Source organism: Luteolibacter yonseiensis, assembly GCF_016595465.1.
Lineage (GTDB): Bacteria > Verrucomicrobiota > Verrucomicrobiia > Verrucomicrobiales > Akkermansiaceae > Luteolibacter > Luteolibacter yonseiensis.
The window spans coordinates 330,711-354,055 of the sequence record NZ_JAENIK010000011.1 but is presented as its reverse complement, the minus strand read 5'-3'; the positions used below and the strand labels follow the sequence as shown (position 1 = coordinate 354,055).

General features: G+C 60.3%; 19 protein-coding genes. 8 read left to right on the top strand and 11 right to left on the bottom strand.

Features of this window, described 5'->3' with window-relative positions; all coding sequences use genetic code 11:
- Nucleotides 1-200: 200 nt before the first annotated feature.
- A complete protein-coding gene (locus JIN84_RS11185; RefSeq protein WP_234043433.1) occupies nucleotides 201-641 on the top strand; it encodes an RNA recognition motif domain-containing protein in 441 nt (146 codons plus the stop codon).
- Nucleotides 642-728: 87 nt separating this feature from the next.
- Here the strand turns inward: JIN84_RS11185 and JIN84_RS11180 are convergent, their stop codons facing one another.
- Nucleotides 729-1,676: a type II secretion system F family protein gene (locus JIN84_RS11180; RefSeq protein ID WP_200351132.1), complete on the bottom strand. Its 948-nt coding sequence runs from the start codon at nucleotides 1,674-1,676 to the stop codon at nucleotides 729-731.
- Between the two features lie 158 nt (nucleotides 1,677-1,834).
- Between JIN84_RS11180 and JIN84_RS11175 the strand changes: the two genes are divergently transcribed.
- Complete coding sequence (locus JIN84_RS11175) at nucleotides 1,835-4,222, top strand: hypothetical protein (protein ID WP_200351131.1); 2,388 nt, start codon at nucleotides 1,835-1,837, stop codon at nucleotides 4,220-4,222.
- 15 nt (nucleotides 4,223-4,237) lie between these two features.
- Here the strand turns inward: JIN84_RS11175 and JIN84_RS11170 are convergent, their stop codons facing one another.
- From JIN84_RS11170 to JIN84_RS11150, 5 genes are all read right to left on the bottom strand, one after another.
- Complete coding sequence (locus tag JIN84_RS11170) at nucleotides 4,238-4,567, bottom strand: hypothetical protein (RefSeq protein ID WP_200351130.1); 330 nt, start codon at nucleotides 4,565-4,567, stop codon at nucleotides 4,238-4,240.
- An 80-nt stretch (nucleotides 4,568-4,647) separates the two neighbouring features.
- Nucleotides 4,648-5,643 carry a lysylphosphatidylglycerol synthase transmembrane domain-containing protein gene (locus tag JIN84_RS11165; RefSeq protein WP_200351129.1) on the bottom strand — a complete coding sequence of 332 codons (996 nt, stop codon included), beginning with the start codon at nucleotides 5,641-5,643 and terminating at the stop codon, nucleotides 4,648-4,650.
- Between the two features lie 23 nt (nucleotides 5,644-5,666).
- The gene (locus JIN84_RS11160; protein WP_200351128.1) at nucleotides 5,667-5,924 is read right to left on the bottom strand and encodes an acyl carrier protein; all 258 of its coding nucleotides are present in this window, start codon (nucleotides 5,922-5,924) and stop codon (nucleotides 5,667-5,669) included.
- A 10-nt stretch (nucleotides 5,925-5,934) separates the two neighbouring features.
- On the bottom strand, nucleotides 5,935-6,660 hold the full coding sequence (locus JIN84_RS11155) for an SDR family oxidoreductase (RefSeq protein WP_200351127.1): 726 nt from the start codon (nucleotides 6,658-6,660) through the stop codon (nucleotides 5,935-5,937).
- A 37-nt stretch (nucleotides 6,661-6,697) separates the two neighbouring features.
- The gene (locus tag JIN84_RS11150) at nucleotides 6,698-7,177 is read right to left on the bottom strand and encodes an Mpo1 family 2-hydroxy fatty acid dioxygenase (protein ID WP_200351126.1); all 480 of its coding nucleotides are present in this window, start codon (nucleotides 7,175-7,177) and stop codon (nucleotides 6,698-6,700) included.
- 92 nt (nucleotides 7,178-7,269) lie between these two features.
- Between JIN84_RS11150 and JIN84_RS11145 the strand changes: the two genes are divergently transcribed.
- Nucleotides 7,270-8,346 (top strand): Ca2+-dependent phosphoinositide-specific phospholipase C, encoded by a 1,077-nt coding sequence (locus JIN84_RS11145; protein ID WP_200351125.1) that lies wholly within the window; start codon nucleotides 7,270-7,272, stop codon nucleotides 8,344-8,346.
- Nucleotides 8,347-8,352: 6 nt separating this feature from the next.
- Here the strand turns inward: JIN84_RS11145 and JIN84_RS11140 are convergent, their stop codons facing one another.
- Both JIN84_RS11140 and JIN84_RS11135 read right to left on the bottom strand, forming a co-directional pair.
- Nucleotides 8,353-10,056, bottom strand: coding sequence for a neutral/alkaline non-lysosomal ceramidase N-terminal domain-containing protein (locus tag JIN84_RS11140; RefSeq protein WP_200351124.1), 1,704 nt, complete (start codon nucleotides 10,054-10,056; stop codon nucleotides 8,353-8,355).
- Between the two features lie 14 nt (nucleotides 10,057-10,070).
- Nucleotides 10,071-10,646: a thioredoxin family protein gene (locus JIN84_RS11135; protein ID WP_200351123.1), complete on the bottom strand. Its 576-nt coding sequence runs from the start codon at nucleotides 10,644-10,646 to the stop codon at nucleotides 10,071-10,073.
- An 85-nt stretch (nucleotides 10,647-10,731) separates the two neighbouring features.
- On the opposite strand from JIN84_RS11135, the gene moeB reads away from it, so the two are divergent.
- Nucleotides 10,732-11,856 (top strand): molybdopterin-synthase adenylyltransferase MoeB, encoded by a 1,125-nt coding sequence (gene moeB / locus JIN84_RS11130; RefSeq protein ID WP_200351122.1) that lies wholly within the window; start codon nucleotides 10,732-10,734, stop codon nucleotides 11,854-11,856.
- 64 nt (nucleotides 11,857-11,920) lie between these two features.
- Here moeB and JIN84_RS11125 read toward each other — a convergent pair whose 3' ends face one another.
- Entirely contained in the window at nucleotides 11,921-13,150 is a 1,230-nt protein-coding gene (locus JIN84_RS11125; protein WP_234043432.1) for a GDSL-type esterase/lipase family protein, read from the bottom strand.
- Between the two features lie 86 nt (nucleotides 13,151-13,236).
- On the opposite strand from JIN84_RS11125, the gene JIN84_RS11120 reads away from it, so the two are divergent.
- The 4 genes from JIN84_RS11120 (at nucleotide 13,237) to JIN84_RS11105 (ending at nucleotide 20,038) form a co-directional block, all read left to right on the top strand.
- Nucleotides 13,237-14,757, top strand: coding sequence for a Wadjet anti-phage system protein JetA family protein (locus tag JIN84_RS11120; protein ID WP_200351120.1), 1,521 nt, complete (start codon nucleotides 13,237-13,239; stop codon nucleotides 14,755-14,757).
- 41 nt (nucleotides 14,758-14,798) lie between these two features.
- On the top strand, nucleotides 14,799-15,413 hold the full coding sequence (locus JIN84_RS11115) for a DUF4194 domain-containing protein (protein ID WP_200351119.1): 615 nt from the start codon (nucleotides 14,799-14,801) through the stop codon (nucleotides 15,411-15,413).
- A gap of 1 nt (nucleotide 15,414) precedes the next feature.
- A complete protein-coding gene (locus tag JIN84_RS11110; protein ID WP_200351118.1) occupies nucleotides 15,415-18,741 on the top strand; it encodes an SbcC/MukB-like Walker B domain-containing protein in 3,327 nt (1,108 codons plus the stop codon).
- Nucleotides 18,742-18,823: 82 nt separating this feature from the next.
- Nucleotides 18,824-20,038: a Wadjet anti-phage system protein JetD domain-containing protein gene (locus tag JIN84_RS11105; protein WP_200351117.1), complete on the top strand. Its 1,215-nt coding sequence runs from the start codon at nucleotides 18,824-18,826 to the stop codon at nucleotides 20,036-20,038.
- Nucleotides 20,039-20,048: 10 nt separating this feature from the next.
- On the opposite strand, the gene JIN84_RS11100 is transcribed toward JIN84_RS11105, so the two are convergent.
- Together JIN84_RS11100 and gyrA are read right to left on the bottom strand one after the other, a co-directional pair.
- The gene (locus JIN84_RS11100) at nucleotides 20,049-20,702 is read right to left on the bottom strand and encodes a hypothetical protein (RefSeq protein ID WP_234043431.1); all 654 of its coding nucleotides are present in this window, start codon (nucleotides 20,700-20,702) and stop codon (nucleotides 20,049-20,051) included.
- 11 nt (nucleotides 20,703-20,713) lie between these two features.
- Nucleotides 20,714-23,344 carry a DNA gyrase subunit A gene (gene gyrA / locus JIN84_RS11095; RefSeq protein ID WP_200351115.1) on the bottom strand — a complete coding sequence of 877 codons (2,631 nt, stop codon included), beginning with the start codon at nucleotides 23,342-23,344 and terminating at the stop codon, nucleotides 20,714-20,716.
- Between the last annotated feature and the right edge of the window lies 1 nt (nucleotide 23,345).

Genomic DNA, 23,345 nt, shown 5'->3' with positions numbered 1-23,345 from the left:
ATCATTTTCCAAGTCCCATCATGCAAGTCTTGGCGGAACAGCGCTTCTTCACCTGCAAGCTCTTGAAATATAAATAAAAAAGAAAAGTTGCTTTTCTACCTTCAAGCAGCCTATTGACACTTCGATTGAACGGCGGAAGTTTGTCCAGTCTCTCTTTATTTGATCTGTGACGCCATGATCCGACGAAGTGCTGCATCATCATGGCGTCAATAGAATCGAATCAAATGGATATTTACGTGGGCAACCTGCCCTACACTGCTACTGAAGGAGACGTCTCCGGCCTCTTCGCCGCTTTTGGACCTGTCGAAAGGGTCAAAATCATCACCGACCGTGAGACCGGTCAGTCCAAGGGCTTCGCCTTCGTGACGCTGGGTGATCAATCGCAGTTGAACGCGGCCATCGAGGCCCTCAACGACTACGACTATAACGGTCGCGCGCTTCGCGTGAACGCATCCGAGCCCAAGGAATCCCGCCCAGGCGGTGGTGGTGGCTACGGCGGCGGTGGTGGCGGCGGCTACAAAGGCGGCGGCGGTGGTGGCTATAAAGGCGGCGGCGGTGGCGGCGGCTATAAAGGCGGCGGCGGCGGCGGCGGCGGTGGTGGTGGCGGCTACAAAGGCGGCGGCGGTGGCAACCGTTGGTAAGCCGTAGTTCTTCCCAAGTTTTCAAAAACGCCCGGTCCTTTTACAAGGATCGGGCGTTTCTTTTTTGAGCCGAATGTCGGCAATGCCTCAATTCCCGATATTATCGAGGGAGGTGTAGTAACCGCTGAAAAATGAGACGATCTTCCATGCGACGAACAGCAGGATGAAGAAATAAAGCACCTTCGGCACCATCACGGATGCGGTTTTCGCGGCGGCTTCAGCCTCGTCCTGAAACAACCGCGCCCAATTTCCCAGATCCTTGTCCAGCGTACCCGCCTCCTCGCCGGTGGAATACGAGCGGGAGAATGCCACCGGGAAGGCGGCGTCCGCCATGAACCGGGGGCCCAGCGCCTCACCTGACTTCGCGGCTGCTTCCAGCTTTTCGCCCGCTTGGCGGATCACCGCGCTTTGTGACGCGTCCGAAGCCAGCGAGACGGTTTCGTTCATGGAAATCCCGGCGAGGATGCATGAATGGTAGACTTTGCAAAACCTCGCCATCGCCATGTTCCGCCGCGCCTTGCCGATCCACGGCAGGCGGTTCAGCAGGGCATCGACTCCGGAATGGGTCGGCGCCATTTTCAAAAGCGCGCGCGCTGCCAGAAAGATCACGAACCCCACCGCATACATGCCGGCCAGCATGACCACCAGGCTGGCGAGAATGTCGCCAGCGCCCTGCCGCCCCATCAACGCCCCGGGAATGACGGAGATGACGACGCCCATGTGCAGCACGACCAGCGGGTAGATCATGCCCTTCACCGCCGCATTGCGGGTGGATGCGACCATCCCGAAGTAGTTCGCGAGATGCTGGAATGCGGGAGCCAGTTTTCCACCGCGCTCGCCCGCGCCGATGATGTCGCGCTCCAGGCTGGTGATGTTCCGGGTGTTTTTGCCAAAGGCGGCGGTGATGGACTGCCCCGCTTCCAAACCCGAGTGCAGGTCCTCAAGCAGCGCCACCTGGGCCGGAGGCAGCTTCGTATCCATCAGGACCGCCGCAGCCTTCCGGATATCGAATCCGGCCTCGAGCAGCTTTGCCATTTCACCATAAAAGAGATGCTTGTGTGTGGCTTGCGAGGTCATGGGTTGTGCACCATGCATAATCCCGCTCCTCCCGGCCACCAAGTTTCATTTCCACAAATCCTGCGGTCCCGGAAAATCCAACTGGCCAAGGCAATCAGGTGGGATAACAAAACAGCATGACACATCGTGTTTTCATTTTTGCCGGGCTGCTCGGACTTCCCCTGCTGCCGGGTTGTGAGAAGAAGGTCGAGGAATCCGGGGCCGGCGCGGAGATCTCGGAGACCGATGGGGGAAAAGCGCAACGCCAATGGACATGTGAGGAACATTGGATGGTGGAGGGCACGGTCCGGGACCTTCAGGGAATGGCGAAATTGTGTGGTGCGGGCGACACGGAAAAAACCGTCCCCACGGCGAAAAGCGGACATGAATACCAGGTGGGGAAGGCCGGCCTGAAGATGTCTCCGTCCTGCTGGGATATCGCCAGCTACCGGCCATTGCTGGAAGAATGGAAGATCACCCAGCAGGCAGCTTCCGACAACGCTCCCGACCTGCTGCACGACCTGCTCACCCCCACCGCCAAGGTTTTGCAGAAGGCCAACAAGGAGATTTCCGAACGCATCAAAACCACCCCCGCCGCCGCGCGGGTGCACGAGGAGGCGGCGTTTCTACTGGGGGTGTTCGGACTCCGTCATAACGCCCAGCAATTCAACGATCTGCGTCCCCTCCTGTGCCGCATGACCGCGCATCTGGCATTCGCGGAGAAGCTGCGTGAGGGGAAGCCGCCCTCGGATGCCGGCAGGTGGGCGGAGGTATTGTACGACTGTCACGCGGGTCGTCCCGTCAAGGCTCGGGAGAAGATGAAAAGCATTCCCACCGAGGGAGACTCCGGCAGATGGAAGCGAGTCGTGGACCTGCACGTCACGGGAGACTGGCGCCGGATGCAGGACCTCGCGGAACCCAGTCTGGCCGAAGCCATCGTCCATGCGAGGGCGTTGAAAACGCATCGTGGCAATCCGGAGCTGATGGCCTTCGTCACGGAGCGCGAGGATCTGCAGGCCACCCCGGAATGGTCGCGGCTGCTTTCGCAGCAGGATCGAAGCGTGGACGACGGCCACCTGGCGATGCGCTCGGGCGTGACCATGGAGTTTTTTGAAGCGGGAGAGGTTTTCAACCTGGGGAAGGAACCGACGCCGGACAAGATCGCCGCATTTCTCGCAAAGGACGGTGCATGGGGACTCGTGGGCAAGGACGGCGGGCCACGTGTCATCTCGGATGCGGACTGGGCGGGTTATTTCCGCCGCCACTTCCATATGGTGTGTGCCAACGTGAGCCGCTTCGCCCTGCGCCAGTGGGGATCTCATGAAGCTGCGGTCGCGTGGGAAAAGGAAGTGCTTCCCTACTGCCGGAAGCTGCCGGATGTGGAACTCATCGAACCCCTCGTCGCGACCCGGGAGAAGGATTTCCAGGACGACATGCGCAAGGTTTCCGATTATGCGCGGAAGCATCCGGAGCGGATTCCCATGGGTCTGTGGTTCGACTACCGGTTTCCCAACCTGAATGTCCGGCCAGGCACCGCGATGCCGAATCAGGAGCCGTGGTTTCGCGAGGTTTCCCCACCGGGTACCGCGCATGACCCGATCCACCGCATCCGTTTCACAGGCATCCAGGGTGGTGACTGGGTGAAACAGATCAAGGCGCTCCACAAGATCGACCCGTGGAACAGGGAGCTGTGTTACGAACTTGCGGAAAACACGGGAAACAATATCGAAAGCGTTAAGGCGGCATGGGGCGAGGTCCGCGAATACAGCAAGCGTCCGCTCAACCAGATTCTCGAGGGACCGAGGCTCACCGCCGACGAGAGGATCGAGACCCTGCGGACCTTCATGTCGTTCGATCCGGACGCGGGACTGGATCTCGGAGACGCGCTGGTCATCGCCGGGCAGCCTGAGGAGGCACATGACGCTTATGAAACCGCCTATGAAAAATCCCCGGACCGGGTGGGGGTTTCCAACAAAACCCGTTGGTTGATCCATTACTACAAATCTAGTGGAAACGACGCCAGGGCCCGCGAGATCGCGGACCATAACGAGCAGGTGTTTTCCCATGAGGGGCTGGAATCCGCGTTCGTGCTCGCCATCAGGGACAAGGATGCGAAGCGGGCGAAAAAAATCGCTGAAGACATCGCGGAGCGCTATGATGACCACCGCTACGGTCTTTTCGCCGCTTGGCATGGGGACGGGGATGAGTCCGCCCTGCGGGAGGTATTTCCCAATGGCCTGCAAGACGTGACGACAGCCGATTTCGAGGACGTGAAATCCCCCAAAGGATGCCGCCTGGACAAAGACAGCGTGGTCACCCGGAGCGTGGGAGTCCGCTCCGGCGACATCGTGGTGGCGGTGGACGGCAAACGGGTGGAAACCATGCTCCAATATGACATGCTCATGCGTCCCATCCTCGATCCCCACACCCGGCTCATCATCCGCCGTGGAAGGCAGGTTCTGGAAATCGACTGCCAGCTGCCCAACCGCAGGCTGCAGGTGGACATGCGCGCGGTCGGTGGCTGACCGGCGCCGGAGCCGTCACGCTTTTCGTGAAAACATCTTCAGTCCCGCACCACGGTATTCCCAAACGTGGAGCCAGGGGTGGTTTCCATGTTCGTCCGTGGCGAAATAGGCCGAACAGGCGATCATGGCGAACCACACCGCCGGAACGACGATCAACGCCAGGCCGAGGGTCGCGATACCCAGCCATAACGCGACGAAGACCATGATCGCATTACCGGCGGTCAGGATGCCGGCGCCCGCCATGTAGTGGTGTTTATAGAGATGTCCAAGTCCGGGGATCACGCTGAGCAAGGCCGCGACCTTGTTGCGATCCACCTGTTTCCATGCGTCCAGCAGTTCTTTCATAACGTGGGATCAGGGTTGAATTCACCTTGCAGGATGCCGGATGAAACACGAGGAGGCAAGTTCGGAGTTTCCGCGGCAAATCAATCCACCTTGCCATCCTCCAGATCCGCCGCGCTGATGCGGTCCCGTTTTTTCAGGAAAAACAACGCGCCCAGCAGAGCCCATAACACGTTGCATGCGAAACCGGCGAGCGAGGCCGCGATGGCCGTCTCCGCTGGCACACCGGCGAGATCATTCATCAGCACCTCGAACAATTTCTCCCTCACCCCCACTCCTGCGACGGAGATGGGCATGCCGCTGACCGAATCGATGACCGGCATCGCGGACATCACCGCGCCGTATTCCGCCTTCCCGCCCACGGCGCGCATGCCGCAGTAGTAGGACGAGAAATAGGCACCGAGCATGAGGAATGAAACCGCGAGGCCGCAGACGGCGTAGCGCCAGTTTTTCCGATACACGTCGTAAAGCTCCGGGAATTGCTTGAGCACCGGCCAGCGTCCGAACCGGTCATTCTCATGAATGCGCCGGTGCACCGGTGGCGAGGCGCAGATGAAGGTCAGCAGCACCAGCGCCAGTCCGCCTCCCATGTAGAACCACGAAAAATGAATCACGCCCCGGCCCAGCACGCTCTGGTCCGCCAGTGCCTCGAACCGGGTCACCGAGATGATGAAGAACAGCAGCGCGATGGAAACGAGGCCCGCGAGATGATCCGCCATCACGGCGGTGGCGATGATGAGCTTTTTTCCCGGGTGATCCCGCATCAGCAGGATGATGCGCGCGGCATCCCCGCCGATACCGCTGACGGATGCGAGGCTGAACAGACTGTCGATCATCGTCAGTTCCACAGCCCTCCCCAGACTGACAGGCAGGGACTGCCCCCGAAGGAAAAACCACCATCTCGTGGCATGCAGGGTGAGCGAGAGGCCCGCGAGAGCGGCGCCTCCGGCGAGCCAGCGGTAGTCGACCGCACCCGGCTTCGTGAAAATGGAGCCGTCGATGTTGATTTGGGAAAAGGCCCACCACAGGCACAAACCGGTCAACGCCAGCTTGAAGAGGAAAATCAAAAACGCCTTCATTTCCACATGAAAAATCCGGTCCGTTACGCGGATTTCTCGATCTCCAGAGCAATGGTTTCGACGTTTTCCAAGATGCCTTTCGCGGCGTCCGAATTGCCGATTTTCAGACCGAAGTGCTTCTCCAGGCCCACGACGAGCTGCAGCGCGTCCACCGAATCCAGCCCCAATCCGCCACCGCCGAAGATGGGGACCGTATCGCCGATGTCCGCGGGGTCCTGTTCGAGCATGAGTTCCTCGACCATCACTTCCTTGATCTTCTGTCGTAATTCTGCGCCTTGCATGTTGTTTTGATTAAAAGATTCCTCCGTCGATTTTCAACGCGGCTCCGGTAATGTAACCGGCGTCTTTTCCCGCCAGGAAACACACCGCCGCGGCGACTTCCTCCGGCCTGCCGAAGCGCCGCATGGGAATGCCGCGCTGGGCGTTTTTCCGCGCTTCCGCGTCCATGCCACCGAGGGCTTCCGTATCGATGTAGCCGGGCAGGACGGAGTTCACGGTGATGCCGGAGCGCGCGGTTTCCTTGGCCAGTGTCTGGCTGAGCGCGACCACACCCGCCTTCGCGGCGGCGTAGTTCGTCTGCCCGAGGGGAGGAAGCACGGCGCTGAGCGAGGAGATGTTGACAATGCGCCCGAAGCGCTGCCGCATCATGGTCGGGATCACCGCGCGACAGCCGAGGAAAACGGCATCCAGATTCGCGGAGATCACGGAGTGCCAGGCTTCGTCCGGCATCGTTGCCAGCAGGTGGTCGCGGTGCATCCCCGCATTGTTCACCAGCACGTCCACGCGGCCGTCGGTTTCCAAAATCTTCCCAACCGCGGATTGCCAGGCTTCGGCGCTGGTCACCTCCAGATCGACCGGCAGGCAGCGCCCGGAAAACTCCGCGGCCAGTTCTTCCGCCCGGGCACGGTTGGACCGGACTCCCAACCACACACGGGTTTCGGAATCCTGGGCGAGAAAACAGCGGGCAATCGCGAGGCCGAGCCCGCCATTTCCCCCGGTAATCAAAATCGAACGCACGGCGGGAACATCGCCGCCATGTCAACGGGGGTCAATTTCAATACCGGAGTCCGATCTTTTTATAAAGATGATGGAGCAACCAGGCGGGACCGATCAGGAGAAACTGCACGTCCTTGAGGAAGGATGGCTTTTTCCCCTCCACCCGGTGGCCGAGGAATTGGAACACCCATGCCACCGCGAAAATCCCGAGGCAGACTCCCCACAACGGCACCGGCAGGCGGCTGGCGAGGAGGCCCGCGCCCACGAGGCAGGCGGCGGAGAACAAAACCATCCCGACCGCCAGACGGGGTGAGAGGATCACGTAATAGATCCCGAGCACCAGCAGGACAGGAAAGGCCCAGTTCGCCTGATTTCCGAGCCATGGCTCGAGCCCCGCCATCGGCCCTGCCGGAACGCAGGCGATGACGCCGATGATGCTGAAAAAAATCGCAGGCACGCACACCCAATGGATGGTTTCATTGAGGGGATTCCGATGGCTCTCACCATACTCATCCAACAGTCTGTCCACTTTTCTCATATCCCTGGAATGACAACACCTTCCCGCGGATTACGCAATGCGGACACGCGGTCTTGCATTGGAACCCTGATCCGCGATCCTCCGTCCAGATCATGAAAAAAACCTGGTTCGCCACTGCCGCTCTTTTCGCCATCACCGCCGTGGCGCACGCGGAGGAAGATCCGCCGATGAACCGGATCCAGTTCATCGGCACACACAATTCCTATCATATCGCGCCCTCTCCGAAAGTTCACAAGCTGATCGAAAGTTTCGCCAAGGGTGAGGGTGACGCCATCAACGTCACGCAGCGCCCCCTTCAGGAGCAGTTCGGAAAGCTCGGGGTCCGCCAGATCGAACTCGACCTTTTCGCGGACCCCAAGGGCGGGCTTTACTCGGATCCCCTCGGCGCGAGACTGGTTTCCGAGGGGGAGAAGAATCCCGATCCCGCATGGAAGGAACCGGGATTGAAAATCCTGCACAGCCCGGACTTCGATTTCCGCACGACCGTTCCCACCTTGCGCAAGGCGCTCCGGGAGATGGTCACATGGTCCTCGGCCAATCCGAAACACGAGCCGCTGATGGTGCTGCTGGAACTCAAGGAGCAATCCTTTTCTCCCAGAATCCGTCCGCATCCCTTCGATGATGCGCAGCTCAAGGCCCTTGAAGAAGAGATCCTCGCGGAGGTGCCGGAGAAGATGATCCTCACGCCGGACCGGCTCAGGGGAGACACTCCCACCCTGCGTGAAGCCATCACCACCCGGGGCTGGCCGAAGTTGTCCGAGGCCGCGGGGAAATTGATTTTCTGCCTGGATAACGAAGGAGCCATCCGCGACCGCTATCTGGCGCTCAGTCCGAACAAGGACCTTCAAGGCCGCCTTCTGCTGGTCAGTGTTCCTCCGGAACATCCCGCCGCCGCGTGGATGAAGCGGAATGATCCTGTCGGTGGTTTCGAAGAGATCCGAAAACTCGTGGCGGCGGGATTCATGGTGCGCACGCGGGCCGATGCGGAACTGAAGGAACCCAGAACGAAGGATGCCAGCCGTTTCAAGAAAGCCGTGGACAGCGGGGCGCAGTGGATCAGCACCGACGCAGCGGAAGAGCTGCCTGACTTTCCCGGCTACAAGGTCCGGTGGGAAAACGGACGCGTCTGGCAGCACACGCGCATGGAGAACGTTCCGTCCAACCAATAGATCCCCTCACCCTCCACGGACCTTCGCGTCAAATGATCTTGATGCCAGCTCTTCGTCGCTGAATTCCGGCGCGACGCCATCACTCGATTCCGAGCGCATGCCCGCAGGCTTCAGCATTTCCAGAGCCATTTGGCTGAACCGCGTCAACACCGCGCCCAACGTGTGTTTTCCGAAGACCGTGTGCCCGCCTTCATAGGCCTGCTCTCCGTATTCCTCAAAGGTGGAGATATACCCGCAGTAACCATTGCAATAGCTCGCCACCACCACCTCCGTCACACCTCTGGCGGACAAGATATCCAACAAGGTTTTCTCGATACGCTGTCCGGCGATGGTTGTCACCTCTCCCGGAACTCCTGCGAATGCGTGGTCGCCAAAGATGACCAACTGCAATGGCAGCACCTGGGGGATCCATGGCTTGTCCGCGAGACTGCCGTTTTTGTAAAACTTCTTGAACGCGGCCAGAGCACCATCCGCCGCGCCGGGCAATGGCAGCAGCGATATGTTTCTGATACCCAGGATGCGTCTCTCTCCCGCCTCGAACAAGATGGACTTCGCTCCCTGCGCCTCATATTTCAGCCGGATCTTTTCCCCCGCCTCCGCGGATCTCCATCGACTGGAAAACAGTTCCCATGCCTTCAGGCCCCGGCTGAGCGCCGTGGCGATGCCAGCGAGGAACATCGGCATTCCCGGCCCCTCCCGGGTGCCCCGGGCGAACGCCACCCCGTGACAGGCCAGCCCCGTTCCCGCATTTTTCTCACCATGCGAAAAGGCGGGATGAACGGCCGCCCGGCTGAAATCCATCCAGGACAACATCGGGTCGATTTCCACGCGCATCGCTTCCTTTCCAGCCGCGTTGGCGAACAATTCAACCGCCTGTTCGTATTGCATCCTGCCGTTGTCCCGCGCGCTTTCGAAGTCATCCTCGTATTTCCCACGCGTCCATTTCTTCTTATGATCGAAAACATGGTTCGGTGTGACGTCCCCCGCCTTGCGTTGGGCGAAAACAGCAATACCGCCGCCCCTCTCCATCAGCTCCGCCGCATAACCCTTGTTGTCCGGGCTGATGCGGTGGTTGTCATTGCTGAGACTCGTGGTGTGCACCCCGAAAAAATTCCATGTCGCGAGCGGCGCGCCATCCAGCGCATCGAACCGGAAAAGCAACATGCTGCGGTCGATCGCCATGTTCTCATTCCCGCCTCCCGATTCCACCACCTCGACATTCCTGTTGTAGGCCTCCAATGACCGGTTGAAGGCGACCTCCACGTCAGGCGGAAATTCTCCCCGCGCATGCCGTATCGTTCCCGGGTGCGCCTGCCCGTCCGCTTGCGCGATCGCATCCACGATCCCCTTCACAATGCCCTCAAACACCTCCGGGACAAAGCCGGGAACCGACATGTTATACAATGCGTAGTGAGAATACCCGCCCGGTCCGCTGTGGGTGTGCTGTGCGGTAAGCATGACCGACTCCTCATCGAAGCCGAGATGGGCGATCCTCTCCATCACGGCGGATCTGACCGCCAGCGTGATCGACCAGATCTCGGCATTTACCAACGCCAGTTTGCGGTCACCCGCCTTTATCACCACCGCACGGGCGGAGAGCGGCGTTTCCACACCCTCCACATATTGATGGAACATTCCATAGCCCATCATTCCCACGCCCTTCCGGAACGCGGTGATGTCAGCCTTGGCGGCACCGATCTGATAAACCAAAATCTGTAACCTTTCTAGCTCTTCGGCTCGTTCCCCGGCTTCCACTTGATGTTACAGCCGCTGCTGGGATACGGACGGGCCAACGGCTCCTCCCCCCCGAGCATTCGTCTCACCGCTTCCCGGAGATCTCCGCCGTGAGGTACCTGTCCGCTGCGGGGGCGTGAGTCGTCATATTGGCCTGCGTAGAACAGCTTGCCGTCATTCCCGAACAGGAAAAAGTCCGGGGTGCAAACCGCTCCGTGGGCATGGGCGACCTCCTGTGACTCGTCCAACAGATAGGGAAAATTCCAACCTCGCTCGGCGGCGAACACTTTCATCTGCTCGGGCCCGTCCTGCGGGTAGCGCTCCAGGTCGTTTGAATTGATGGCCACCGTGTTCACTCCGAGCGCGGCGATTTCCCCGGCGAATCCCCCCAGGGAATCTGCCAGATGAACCACGAAGGGACAATGGTTGCAGGCGAAAACCACCAGCAATCCCCGCTCGCCCGCCACCTCGGCCCGCGAGACGGACCTGCCACCAGCATCGGGCAACGAGAAATCCGGCGCGGCGGCGCCAGGGGTCAGTTGAAAGGATGATAGGGTTTCAGACATACCGGGATTGTATCACAATTTCATGTCCCGCAAAATGGTTTTCCGCCTTTGACCGGGAGCCATTCCCTTGCCACATTCCGCCGCCATGTCAGACGGACTTTCATCGGCGGAACGGCTCCGCTACTCACGCCACATCCTCATCCCCGCCGTCGGCGAGGCCGGACAGATGAAACTGAAAAACGCTTCGGTCCTGCTGATCGGCACCGGCGCGCTCGGCTCGCCCTCCGCACTCTATCTGGCAGCCGCGGGAGTCGGACGCCTCGGCCTCGTCGATGCGGATGTGGTGGATGCTTCCAACCTCCAGCGGCAGATCCTCCACGGAGAGTCCTGGGTGGGGAAGCCGAAGCACGAAAGCGCCGTGGCCCGCCTGCGCGAGGTGAATCCGTTGGTGGAAATCGAAGTCCACCCCATCCGTTTCACGCCGGAAAACGCGATGGAGATCGCCGCCGGCTATGACATCATCGTGGATGGATCTGACAATTTCCCCACCCGTTTCCTCACCAACGACACCGCCTTTTTTCAGAAAAAACCGCTGGTCTACGGAGCGATCCACCGCTTCGAAGGACAGGCCGGAGTCTTCGCCCCACACCTCGGCGGCCCCTGCTACCGCTGCCTGCTGCCAAACATGCCGCCCGCGGGAAGCGTGCCGTCTTGTCAGGAAGCAGGAGTGCTGGGCGTGCTGCCGGGCATCATCGGCTCCATCCAGGCGATGGAAGCGCTCAAGATCATCCTCGGCATCGGCACGGTCCCATTGGGAAAACTCACCTGCTACGACTCGCTTGCCAGCACTTTCCGCAGCATCAAGCTGAACCGGGATCCGCAATGCCGCCTGTGCGGTGATTCACCGGAAATCACCGGTGTCAGCAATGCCGAAACCACCGCATCCGCCTCCTGCGACTTTACCTCAGAACACATGGAATCCATCACCACCCTCGAACTCCGCACCCTTCTCAACAACAATTTCCAAGGCATCCTCCTCGATGTCCGCGAACCGGACGAATACGCGACCGCCCACATCGAAGGCTCGCGTCTCATCCCATTGCAGACATTGCCAGGCCAGTTGGACAGCCTGCCGAAGGATCAGGAAATCCTCATCCACTGCAAATCCGGCCGCCGTTCCGCCAGGGCCGTGGAACTGCTGTTGGAGAACGGTTTCACCAACGTGAAAAACGTCGATGGCGGCATCGACGCATGGCTGGCCGAGAATTGATCGAATGGCGGGATTTCAGCCGCAAATCTCACGTCAGGCGGAGCCGGGGTTCTGGAATTGGAAATCAATTCCCATCCGGCTTCGTCATGTTCTTTACCGGACTGGCGGGGTATTTGAAATCGGCGGCGGAGTCCGGCTTGGATGGATCGAAGGGTTTCACGTCGTCCGCCAGCATCGCCGCGAGCGGCAGCTTGGATTTCCTGACTCCTTCGACCACACACCTCGCGATTTCATAACTGCCGAAATTATTGTGGTGGGTGCCGTCTTGAAAAGCGGCGTCCAGATTCTCCCCCAAACCCACATATAACTCGCGGCTCATCGCGTGGAGGTCGATCAACGTCGCTTTTTCATTTTCCGCCACCCGCTTCACCGCGTCCGGATAGCCCGCCAACGTATCCTTGTTTACTCCGGCCTTGCGCTCCATCGAGGTCACCAGCACAGGAATCGCGCCCTTCGTCTGGAGCTCCTTCACCAGTTTGGACAAGCCGACCTCGAAGACCTGCAATGCGTCGGCCTCCTTCCGTTTCATATCATTGTGTCCGAACTGGATGAACACGTAATCCCCTTTCCTCATTTCCGCCACGACCTTCGCCACGCGCCTGGCGGAGAGCGAGCTGCCGAGTGATTCGCCGGATTCCGCGTTGTTGGAAATGGCGACGCCCGCCTTGAAAAAACGCGGGAACATCTGTCCCCACGAATTCCACGGCTCGAACGGCTGGTCCGTTACCGTGGAATCGCCCAGCAGATAAACAGTGGTCGCCGACGGAGCGGGCGTGATGTCCAAAGCCGCCACACACGGACGAGGGCCGTTGAATTCGAGGGTGAGCTTTTCATCCCAGTGCAGGTAACCCTTTTCGCGATCCTTCAATCCGACACGGCCTCCCGGATAATCCGGCTGGCGGATGTTCACCGTGAATTTCCGGCTCACCTGTTGGCCGTCCCCGGTCACGACATTTTCCAGCATGAGCCGCCGGGATTCGGCCTTCACCGTCGTGCCGGATTTTCCGGCAAGGTCTCCCAACAACACGGTCACGTCATAATTCCCCGGCGGCAAAGCGACGGAAAAATAGAATCCGCCGTCGCCCGTCACGAAATCTCCTTTGACAGGATCTCCACCACGGTCTTCCGACCTGGGAGCGAAGCCGGGATCGAAACCATAACCCTTTTCAGGAGTATAAACATCCGCCTCCGTGACCGCTGTGAACCCGGCGGTTGTCCCTCTCCCGCCGAAATCAAATTTCATCGGCTCCACGGCATATGCCGGAAGGGCTGCGAGCAATGGAATCAGCGGCATCGGCGTCCTGAACATATCGGAAACCATGGCAGATTCCCCTGATTTCCAACATCCTCCGTTTGGAGCAAAAGCGGTCGAATTCTGGCTTGGTCTGCCCGCCCGCCGACGGCTACTCTCTGGTCCGCCGCATGCCTCCGCCGAATCTCAGTGAAAAACTCCTCGCATCCGTCTCGCGGGATTTTTTCCGCCCGCTCACCCGCCCGTCCGCGGCGATCTATATCGATTGCGCGGAGCGGCTGGCCGATGTCGCGGGCGAGGCCGGGCGCATTCCACATGCCGAGGCCATCGCTCTCATCCGCGAGATCCTTGCGGCGCATCCGGACATCGTTCTGGACGACGACGAAGGAGCCTCGCTCCGCGACGCCCGCCAACGCGCAGGACAAATTTTCAACCGACTCTGCGATTCGAGCTGGATTGAAGACCAGCAGCTCGGCCTCCACGAACGCTGGGCGCTTGTCTCGCCCGGACTCCGTCCGCTGCTCAGGCTCCTGCGAGAACTCGCGGAAGACGAGATCGCCGAGTTGAAAACCTTCGCGGACACCGTACGGGGAGTTTGTGAAACACTCGAACGTCCGAATATCCTCGATCCCCGGCTTCAGGAACCCGACGAACTCCGCAGCACTGTCACCGATTGCAACACCCGCCTCGAAAGCGCCATCATCCAGCTTCATGGCGTGGAGAAGCTCATCTCGCTTTTCGACCGCCGCCAGCGGCTCAGCGACTCTCCCGCCGAAACGCTGCGCCTCCTTTACTCGGAATTCAGCGCGGGCCAGCACATGGTTTGCTACGACGCACTCCGTAGGAACGGGCTGCTGCCCCGTCTCCAGGTCCTGCGCTCGCGGATCGCCGACCGCCGCGATGATCCGCTGGTGAAGGAGCGCCTCGCCCAAGGGCTCGCGGCCCACTACCACTGGGATGAGAACGAAGCCTACCATCGTGCGGAAAAAGCCCTGCGTGACCTCGAACACCGCCTCGCCGCGATCCGCCACGTCGCCGATGCCATCGACGCGCGCATGGCGTCGTTCAACCAACTCTCCCAACAACGCTACCGCTACCAGACCGAGCTTCGCGGCAGGCGTCCGGAGATCGTCAAGGCGTACTGCGATGCCATCAATGCGGCGCACGAAGGCATGCGCCTCGCCTCCCTGCGCGAAACGGAGCCGGACTTCGTCCCGCTTGTGCCTGAAGTGAAATTTTTCTTCGGCAACGAATCGCTCGCCCGCACCCGCCGCGTGAAGTCCCCGGCGGACCTCACCTTCGGGAACGAATCGGACCGTGCGGAAGAAACCGCGGAGGAGACCCTCGCCGCTCTTCGCGAACGCCAGCGTCTCGCCCTCACGCCCCAGCGCGCGGCCCGGCTCGTCGCCCGGCTTCTGCCGGAGAAATCCAGTGTGTTGATGACGTCGGATTTCACCGCCGCCGACATGGATGAGATGCTGGACCTGCTCGCCATCGCCGCCTACGAACACGCCGTCACCGCCGATGGGCGGCGCGTGAGGTGGAGCATCGAGGGTCCCGGAAAAATCTCCGGCCTCACTCCCGAGAGAATCCCCACCGATTCCCATGCCGGCTGGAACGTCGAACGATTCCAGGTCCGCAGGGGGTGATGCCCTTCCCCTACTCAATCATGCACTCTTGAATTCTTCCCATGTCCGATCCCCACTGGCCCAGCTTCTGGTCTGAAGTTCCAGACGACGACCGCCCGGCAATCCGTGAAATCCTGGCGGAACTCATCGGGCGCGGCACCTTGCTCGGCAGCAGCGGTTCGGGCCGCGATCATTTCCTTCTCGCACGCGATCACTACCAGACCCATCTCAAGGACTACCTCGCACCGCTCGGTCTGGAACTCATCGTGGATGACGATTTTTCATTGCTCCAGGCCCGCCCGCGTCCCGAAGCGTGCCATCTCCTCGCACAGTTCACCAAGGACGAGACGCTTCTGCTGCTCGTTCTCTGGCGAACCTGGGACGACCACCGCACGAACGAAGCCAGCAGCGCGGTCATCCTGACCGTCGACGAATTGTGGACCCGTTTCCGCAATACGTTTGATAAAATCGATCCGCCGGAAAAAACCCACCTCGACTCCCTGCTGGCCCGTCTCAAGCGGCATCGGCTCATCCGCACCCACAAGCCGGAAGGCGCGCTCCAGCTCGGCGAGACCCTCATCGAGATTCTTCCCAGCCTGCCGCGGGTCATCCCCTTCGACAGCCTGGAATCCTGCCTGGCCCGTGCCGCCCTCTACCAACCCACCGAAGAAGCCTGACATGCCAGCCCGCGTCCACCTCAGCCGCATCCTCGCCATCAATTGGTATGGCTACCGCCGTTTCATCGATGTCTCCGGCCTCTCGCTCATCACCGGAGCGAACGGCTCGGGCAAGAGCGTGCTGCTGGATCTCATCCAGTTCGTCATGCTCGGCGAATCCCTCAGCCGCTTCAACAAGGCCGCCGCCGGTGCCGGAAGCGGACGTTCTCTACGCGGCTATTGTCTCTGCGACACGAACACCCAGGGCAATGACGGACAGGAACGCTACCTCCGCCCGTCGGGAGTGACCCTCGCAGGCCTGGAATTCGTCTGGCCTCTTGCCAAGGATGAGGACACACCCCGCCGCGAGACGTGGGGCGCGCGCATTGAATTCGAAGGCCCTACCGCCAAGGCCCGCACGCTCTGGTTCACGGTGCCGAACAGGCTCGAGCGTGAGGATTTCCTGAGTGCGGAGCTGGATCCGGATGCGGTCGCTTTCATGTCGGAAGAGGAATTCCGGGTCCACGTGAAACGTGATCTCGGCGGCGAGGTCTTCGACCGCCAGGCGTCCTATCTTGATGAGATGGGTTCGCGCAGCCACCTGGGATTCGACCGGGTGCAGATGAACAAGACCCTGCCGAACTCGATGGCTTTCCAGCCGGTCGAGTCATTCGAGAAATTCATCCGTGATTATCTCCTTGAACCCGGCCTGCCGGACGTGAAGGCCGTGCGTGCCAGTGTGGACGCCCACCGCCGCGCGCAGGAGCGGCTGGAAAAAATGCATGACCAGCACGCACGCCTCTGCCGCATCAGCGAACGGCATCACGAATACGTGACCGCACGCCGCGAGGCCCGTCTGCACGCACACCTGCGCATCGCGCTCGGCCATGAGCAGAAGCTGGAAAACCTGACAAGCCGCCAATCCGATTTGGAAACGCTGCGTTATCAGAACGCCGAGTCCCGCACGGCTCATGAGGAAGCCCTCGCCGAACGCAACGAACTCGACTCACAGCTTGCGAAGATCCGCCTTGTCGCGGGCAACGACCTGCAGATCACCCGGCTCGCGGAAGACCGCAGCCGGCGTGACGACGTCGCCCGCGAGTTGGACTCCTTGCGCGAAACGGAGAAATCCGCACGCCAGTTTCTCCATGACCGCACCCAGTATTGGAAGCAATGGCTGCGCCTCGCGAAAGACTTCGGGCTGGAGGAACCGGAACCCGCCGGCGATTGGCTCCGGCAGATGCAGGGGGCGGATGAAAGCCTCGCGCTCGACACCGCTGCGAAAATGCCCCGCATCTATCAGGCGATGGTCAATGACGCCCGGGACCGGCTCCGTCCCATCGAGGAAGAAATCAAGGTTCTCGAAGGCCGCGAGTCCCGCCTGCGTCGCGAACTGGACGACCTCGATCACAAGGGCAGCGCCGCCCCATCTCCCTTGTTGGATGCCCTGAAATCACGCGGCCAGCGGGCCGATGCCTTCGGCCGGGTCATCGAGGTGAAGGCTGAGGCGGAACCATGGTGGCCGTTGTTGGAATCCCTCTTGGGAAACAAGCGCTCCGCTGTGCTCGCGGAAGATTTCAAAGCCGCATGGGAGCAGGCGAAACGCCTCGGCCATATGGACGAGCCATTGGTGCACCCGGAGGAAATCTCGAAATCCGATAACAACAAGCCAGGCACTGTCGCAGCGTTTTTCGAAACGGAACACACGCTCGCCAAGGCTTACCTCCAACATCATTTCGGCGACATGATGGCGGTGGAGAAAGCCGGCCAGCTTGATTCGCACGCACGTGGATTTTCCAAAGACGGATGGCTGAAGGACCCGCCGCATCGCCAACATTTCCAACCGGCCAAGGAATTCACCATCGGAGAGGAAGGCCTGCGCCGCCTCCGCACGATGCGGCAGGACGAGCTTGTCGAGATCACCGAGACACTCTCCCACCAGAAACGCCTGCGCGAGGATTGGCGCACTTTCCTGCATCGCGGCGAAACATGGGCGCTCGACAAGGCGGATGCACCCGCAGGCAGCTCCAGGCTCCGCGACCTGCCGCGCCTGCGCAAGGAACTCGCGCAACTGGAGGAAACCATCCGCCTCCTCGCCACGCCCGAACGTGAGGCAACGGTGGAGAAACTCAGGGTGCTGGAAAAAACCTTCCAAGGAGTCATCGAGCGCATCGGCCGCCTTGCCGGCAACATGGAAAAGTTCAACCAACAGGAACGTGTCTTGCAGGATGGGATGGCCGCTCTGCTGGAAGATGAGGCCGCCTCCCTCACGCAACGCCAGACCAGCCGGGAGGCGCTCGAGGGAGTGCGGGACAGCGAGATCTCAGAACTCATCGCCGCCGCCAGAACACAGTTCCCCAAGTGGCAGCAAAGGCTCGACGCGTCCTCGGAAATGGCGCGCATCCGCGAATATGACTCCGACAAGGCCAGAAGGGAGCGCGACATCGAACGGAACGCTCTCGCGGAAAAACATCCGGAAACCGGGGAAGCATTCGATCCCGGCGATGACGAAAACTCCCGCTACGACGCACGTCGTACCGAATTGGAAACCCATGAACTGGAGCGGTACATGGCCGAGGCCGAAGACGCCCGCAAGGAGTGGGAGGACCGCCTGCAACACCAGGTCCTCGACGTTCTGAAAGAGAAACTCGATGAAGCGGAGCGCACCAAACGCGAACTGAACCGCGCGATGGACCACGACATCGGCGGGTGGCGCTACCAGCTCTCCATGAAGCAGGACCGCAGCCACAGCGCCATCTGGGCGCTGGTGGAGAAAGGACTGAATCCCGGTCTCGAACTCTTCGCCGCCAGCGCGCGTGAGGAAATCGACAAGGCGAAGGCGGCACTCATGGCGGCGATCGAAAACGCGGAGGATCCCCGCCAGCAGCGCGCTCTCGACTACCGCTACTACCATCACTGGGACATCCAGGCCACGCCCACCGGCAAGGGCGAGGGTGCGGCGATCTCCCTGAACAGGAATGCGAAGAAGCAAAGCGGCGGTGAGAACCAGGCACCTTTTTTCGTGGCCATGCTCGCAGCCTTCCAACGTGTTTACGATCTCGGCCCCCGCGAGTCTCGCAAGAACCTCGGCATCGTCATCATGGACGAGGCATTCTCAAAACTCTCCGGCGACCGCATCGACGCATGTCTGGATCTCGCCAGGAACTTCGGCCTCCAGCTCATCATGGCATTCCCGGAGGATCGCCTGCCCACGATGATCCAGCATGCGGAGACCGTCGTGCAATGCCGTGTTGAAAGAACCTACGACGACAAGAACGGCCAGATCTCCAACATCACGAACTGGGTGGTGAAGGTGGATCGGGACAAACTGGTGGAGGCGCTGTCATGAGCATCTTCGTCCGTGATCATCCCACCTTCAGGCGGTTTTCATCTCCCCCCAGGAACGCCGGAAGGTGGAACAACGGACAAAGATGAAAACCCCTTGGCTCGCCGAACTCCACCGTTGCTGGCAGGCCGCCCGTGGCAAGCGGGTGACGGCAGCGAGCCGCGCCTTCTCACTCGACTGGGAAGACTTGTTAGACTCCATTGGCGCGCACAGCGCGGAGAGCCGGGCCACCTCGTTGCGCGAGGCGGAGTCGCTGGAAAAATCCGGCCGGATCGTGCTCAAGCGCCATCGCTACCGCAGGTATATCATCGAGCGCGTCCTCCTTCCTGCTGAGAGCGAGGCGTGGTTGCTGGAACTGTTTTGCGGAACGCGTGGCGAGGATCTGCAGGCGGAATCGCTGCGCGTCGTTGCTGGATTTTCCCAACACAGACATTGCCGTTTCCCGGTCGAATGGGCCGGGCTGTGTGAAACGCTGCACATGGCATTCTCAGAAGGACGCTCCATTCCGCCTTTCCGCTGGAGTCGGCCGGAGACGTTGCGACGCCTGTTGGAAATAACGAGGCAACTGAGTTCCCGGAACTGGGAGACGGGAACCTGGATCCGCGCTGCAAGTGTCGAAATAGGGCTGGATTCAAAAGCGCTCGAGCTTCACCAGCGGATCTACGAGTCAGCCTTGTCCCGCATGTTTGGCACACGAATCTCGTTGAAAGCCATCGGCTTGATCTCGGGCACATCCCACGTGGAATTGCACGGTCCTGTCTGCCTGCATTTTGAAGATGGCAGCTCACACGATTTCGACGGCCTCCATCGCGTGCTCATTTCCGCGACGGATCTGGAGCGATGCGTCACCATTTCCACCACGGCGGAACACTTGCTCAGCATCGAAAACCGCAAGACCACCTTTCCGCAATACGCTGCGGCAAACGTGGATCGACGCATGTTGATCGCCGCATCTTCGTTCCCGACACCGGCATTCCGTGAGTTTCTGGAAAAATTGCCCGCGGCACTGCCGCACAATCATTTCGGCGATACGGACCCGGCAGGCTGGCACATTTTACTCAAGCTCCGGGAAGCAACCACGCGCCACGTGGGAGTCCATCAAATGAAATGGAGACCCGCATCCAAGCCCCGGCCGCTCACTCCCTATGATCGGAATCTGTTGGAAAAGTTGCTTGCCGCACCGCTGCTCGCAGATGTCAGAAGTGAGATCCAAAGGATCGCGGATCATCAGGATCGCGGGGATTTCGAACAGGAAACACTCGGCGCTCCGGTCATGGGCGGTTTGAAATTTGAAAAATGACGGACGAATCTCACTGATTGCCCCGCTTCGCTTCTTCTCCGAACACCAACAAAACTCCTCCGGCATCCGCCCCCGGAGCACGAACCAAAAAGAAGGAATAGCCTTGGACTTTGATAACCCCTTCATGAAACAGTCCTTTGGTTGCGGGACCATCTATCGCCACTTCAAGCGTGCGGGAAGCATCTCCCTCTTCGGTCACCTCGCCATTCACCACGATTCCGTCGGCGTTCCAGATGATCTTTCCGTCAGCGGTGTCGACTCGCGAGCCAAGGGAATTCCCCTTACGTAAGATTTCTTCCAATCCGTGGATGGCTTGCTCGCGGGAAAGAGGGATCAGTGGACTCGTCTCCCATTTTTTCTCCCCCTCCTCCGACAGAAGCAGTCCAATGCCCGATGACGGAATACGGATATTCCCCACTTCACCGGGAGCGATCTGGAGAAGCGACCGTACTCTGGACTCCGCGTTCACGTCTCTGGTTGCGCGAGGTGTGAAGTCAACATCCTCCTTTTGACGAGGCGAGTCGTGTTGAGAACGTGGCATCGTTCCATTCCGGGCAACCGCCGATTTCCCCCCAACGGCCTCGCCGTCGCTCCATATGATAAAACCGATCCCTATGAGAAAAACGACGATGCCGAAGCCCTTCAAGTATCGAGACTTCGGCATCGTTTGAGATCTCATTCCGCGGTTTCTTCGCCCGAGTCGCCGGTGTTCGATTCCGTATCGTCTTCGGTGCCATCTCCGGCAGAATCGTCACTCGTCGAATCATCGCCATCCGGTATCACGATGGAGATATCCTGAAGGTTTTCCTTATCCTTGAGGGTGAGAAGCTTCACCCCTTGGGCATTCCGTCCGGTTTCGCGGATTTCGCTGACGCGGATGCGGATGCTCTGGCCGGTGGAGGTCATGAGCATGAGCTCGTCTTCCTCCGTCACGGTGACGGCACCGACGACAGGGCCGGTCTTGTCCGTGACCTTCATGGTGATGATGCCTTTGCCACCGCGTGACTGCTTGCGGTATTCTTCGAACGAGGTGCGCTTGCCGAGGCCGTTTTCCGAAGCGACCAACAGGGTGGAACCTTCGGTGACCAGAGCGAGACCGATGACGAAGTCGCTCTCGCTCGGGCGGATGCCCATCACACCGGCGGTGCCACGGCCCAGAGGACGGGCGTCTTCTTCGTGGAAGCGCAGGCTGAGTCCTTCATGGGTGACGAGGATGATCTCATCCGAACCGGAGGTGAGACGCACGCCGATGAGCTCGTTTCCTTCCTCCAGATTGATGGCGTTGATGCCGGCCTGGCGGTAGTTCCGGAAATCGTTGAGCGCGGTTTTCTTCACCTTGCCGGAGCGGGTGGCGAAGAACACGAAACCGGCCTCCTCGCGGAAGGTGATGTCGTTTCCGTTTTCATCCGTGACACGTTCGAGACGGAGAAGCGCGGCAATTTTCTCTTCCGGCTTGAGATTGAGCACGTTCTGGATGCTGCGTCCCATCGCCGTGCGGGAACCCTCCGGAAGCTGATAGACGCGCTCCACATACATTCTTCCGGTGTTGGTGAAGAACAGAAGATAGTCGTGCGCCTGGACACTGAAAAGATGCTCGATGAAATCGTCCGCCTCATCCTTTTTCGTCTGGCGGGTTTCCATGCCCTTGAGGCCCTTTCCTCCGCGTCCCTGGAGACGGTATTCGCTGGAAGGGGTGCGCTTGATGTAACCACGATGGGAAAGGGTGACGATCATCGCGTCGTTCGCGATGAGGTCTTCCATGGCGACCTCGCCGGCTTCGGCGACGATGGTGCATCTACGGGGAGTGGCGTACTTGTCCTTGATGACGCGGAGCTCGTCCTTGATGATGGTCAATACCCGGATCTCACGGGCGAGGATGTCCATGAGGTCCTTGATGTTCTCGATGACCTCGTCGTATTCGCCCTTCACCTTGTCCCGCTCCATGCCGGTGAGCTGATAGAGCCGGAGCTCGAGGATGGCGTTCACCTGCCGCTCGCTGAAGGTGTAGGTATCGCCGGAGATGGATGCCTGCGAACGGATGAGGATGCCGAGTCCCTCCGCCGTGGCGACGGGGAAGGTATAGGCGGCGAGCCGTTCGCGGGCCTCATCGCGGTTTTTCGACGAACGGATGATCTTGATGAAATCGTCCAGATGGCCCAGCGCCAGAAGGAAGGCCTCCAGAAGTTCCGCGCGTTCCTCCGCTTTTCCCAACAGATAGCGCGTGCGGCGGACGACCACCTCGCGGCGGTGCTCGATGTAGGCGTCGATCCCCTCCTTGAGGGAAAGTTGTTTCGGGCGGTTCTTGTGGATCGCCAGCATGTTCACGCTGAAGGAGGTCTCCATCTGCGTGAGCTTGAAAAGCTGGGCCATGACGACCTGCGGGCGGGCGTCGCGTTTCAGCTCGATCTCGATGCGGGTCTCCTCGTCGGATAGGTCGCGCATTCCCGAGATGCCGGTGAGTGTTTTTTCGTTCACCAGTTCGGCGATACGCTCCTGGAGAGTCGCGCGGTTCACACCATACGGCACTTCCCGGATAATGATGAAGGAACGGCCCGCTTCATTTTCCTGGATCTCCATTTTCCCGCGCATGCGCATGGAACCGCGACCGGTGCGGAAGTATTCCTCGATGCCGCGGATGCCGCGGATTTCGGTGGGCACGGCGAAATCCGGCCCCTTCACGTGCTCCATCAGTTCGGGAAGCGTGATGTCGGGATTGTCGATCTGCGCGCAGATGGCGTCGACGACCTCGCCCAGGTTGTGGGAAGCGAGGTTCGTCGCCATGCCGACCGCGATGCCGGTGCCGCCGTTGACGAGGAAGTTTGGAAACGCGGCGGGAAGGACGGTCGGCTCGGTGAGGCGTTCGTCATAGTTCGGCACGAAATCAACGGTGTCCTTGTCCAGGTCGTCCATCATGGCCATGCCGAGATGGGTCAGACGGGCTTCCGTATAACGCATCGCGGCCGGTGGGTCGCCTTCAACGGAGCCGAAGTTTCCCTGTCCGTCGATGAGCGTGTCCCGCATGGACCATTTCTGGCCCATGTTGACGAGCGTCGGGTAAATGACGGATTCACCGTGAGGGTGGTAGTTACCGGAGGTGTCACCGCAGATTTTCGCACACTTGATGTGCTGCTTGCCGGGTGCCAGGTTCAGCTCGCGCATCGCATAGAGGATGCGCCGCTGGGATGGCTTCAGGCCGTCCCGCACGTCGGGCAGGGCGCGGGAGATGATGACCGACATCGAGTAATCCAAGAAGGACTTCGAAAGCTCCTCGGCGACGTTGATCGGTTTAATGTGTTCTTCAGACATC

Coding starts and splice junctions, on each gene's coding strand:
- JIN84_RS11175 (WP_200351131.1), top strand. CDS start 1,835: ATGACACATCGTGTTTTCATTTTTGCCGGGCTGCTCGGACTTCCCCTG.
- JIN84_RS11150 (WP_200351126.1), bottom strand. CDS start 7,177: ATGAGAAAAGTGGACAGACTGTTGGATGAGTATGGTGAGAGCCATCGG.
- JIN84_RS11135 (WP_200351123.1), bottom strand. CDS start 10,646: ATGTCTGAAACCCTATCATCCTTTCAACTGACCCCTGGCGCCGCCGCG.
- JIN84_RS11180 (WP_200351132.1), bottom strand. CDS start 1,676: ATGGCAAAGCTGCTCGAGGCCGGATTCGATATCCGGAAGGCTGCGGCG.
- JIN84_RS11160 (WP_200351128.1), bottom strand. CDS start 5,924: ATGCAAGGCGCAGAATTACGACAGAAGATCAAGGAAGTGATGGTCGAG.
- gyrA (WP_200351115.1), bottom strand. CDS start 23,344: ATGTCTGAAGAACACATTAAACCGATCAACGTCGCCGAGGAGCTTTCG.
- JIN84_RS11110 (WP_200351118.1), top strand. CDS start 15,415: ATGCCAGCCCGCGTCCACCTCAGCCGCATCCTCGCCATCAATTGGTAT.
- JIN84_RS11115 (WP_200351119.1), top strand. CDS start 14,799: ATGTCCGATCCCCACTGGCCCAGCTTCTGGTCTGAAGTTCCAGACGAC.
- JIN84_RS11105 (WP_200351117.1), top strand. CDS start 18,824: ATGAAAACCCCTTGGCTCGCCGAACTCCACCGTTGCTGGCAGGCCGCC.
- JIN84_RS11125 (WP_234043432.1), bottom strand. CDS start 13,150: ATGCCGCTGATTCCATTGCTCGCAGCCCTTCCGGCATATGCCGTGGAG.
- JIN84_RS11145 (WP_200351125.1), top strand. CDS start 7,270: ATGAAAAAAACCTGGTTCGCCACTGCCGCTCTTTTCGCCATCACCGCC.
- JIN84_RS11100 (WP_234043431.1), bottom strand. CDS start 20,702: ATGCCGAAGTCTCGATACTTGAAGGGCTTCGGCATCGTCGTTTTTCTC.
- JIN84_RS11170 (WP_200351130.1), bottom strand. CDS start 4,567: ATGAAAGAACTGCTGGACGCATGGAAACAGGTGGATCGCAACAAGGTC.
- JIN84_RS11165 (WP_200351129.1), bottom strand. CDS start 5,643: ATGAAGGCGTTTTTGATTTTCCTCTTCAAGCTGGCGTTGACCGGTTTG.
- JIN84_RS11185 (WP_234043433.1), top strand. CDS start 201: ATGGCGTCAATAGAATCGAATCAAATGGATATTTACGTGGGCAACCTG.
- moeB (WP_200351122.1), top strand. CDS start 10,732: ATGTCAGACGGACTTTCATCGGCGGAACGGCTCCGCTACTCACGCCAC.